Below are 769 nucleotides of genomic sequence, written 5' to 3' on the forward strand. Positions count from 1 at the left end.
ATGACCGAAGCGTTCGGCACCGTCCAGGCCGACAACCCGCTGACCGCCGTGCACCGCATCCTGGAACAGATCCTCGCGGCATCGGACGACCTCGCCGGCCCCGAGCGGCTCGCCATCATGTTCGCCAGACCCGAGCTCCAGGCCCAGGCACTGCAACGGCTGATCGCCGCGCAACGACTCATCGCCGGCTGGCTGCGCCGGACGTACCCGGACCAACTGGACGACACCCTCGCCCACGCCACCGCGGGTGCCGTGGTCGGTGCACTGGTCGGCACGGTCCTGGCCGACGTCGAGCACGGCGAGACAACACACGAGCTGCAACAGCAGTTGCACCGCTCGATCAAGCTGCTGACAGACGGCCTCCGCTCGCTCGAGTAGGTCTGTGCGCCAGCAGCCACCACACCCTCGGCGGCACGCCAGGACACGGTCGCTCGCAGCCCAGCACCGCCACACCGGATATCAACGACGTGCGCGGCAATCCTGACACCGAGGGCGGCGGCGCCCCCGGACGGCGGGGCACATACTGCACGCATGGCGGACGGCATCATCAGCTGGCGATGGCTCGAGTGCGGCCGCACCGGCGGGCCCGGCAGGTTCGTGCCGGACCTCCGCCGAGCCGGCTGCGCCGGGCCGCCACCGCAGTTGTCGCTGTCGTCGTGCAGGTCAGCGCCTTCACGACCCTGGTGTTCGGTGCCTGGCCGTGCACCGTGCGGTTCCCCAGCGTGGCGCTGCGGCCCGGTGCCGTGTTGCCCCTCTTCGGAGGGCTGAC

Annotated in this window: 2 protein-coding genes; both read left to right on the plus strand. The window is 71.0% G+C overall.

The window, feature by feature from the left end; genetic code table 11:
• Positions 1 to 378 (plus strand): acyl-CoA-like ligand-binding transcription factor (locus tag OP18_RS59015; RefSeq protein WP_033368003.1); only part of this gene is annotated, 378 nt, incomplete at its 5' end.
• A 179-nt stretch (positions 379 to 557) separates the two neighbouring features.
• Positions 558 to 769: hypothetical protein (locus OP18_RS60195; RefSeq protein WP_211273941.1), on the plus strand; the 212-nt coding region annotated here is incomplete at its 3' end.

Origin of the sequence: Dactylosporangium aurantiacum, from assembly GCF_000716715.1 — a bacterium.
GTDB lineage: Bacteria > Actinomycetota > Actinomycetes > Mycobacteriales > Micromonosporaceae > Dactylosporangium > Dactylosporangium aurantiacum.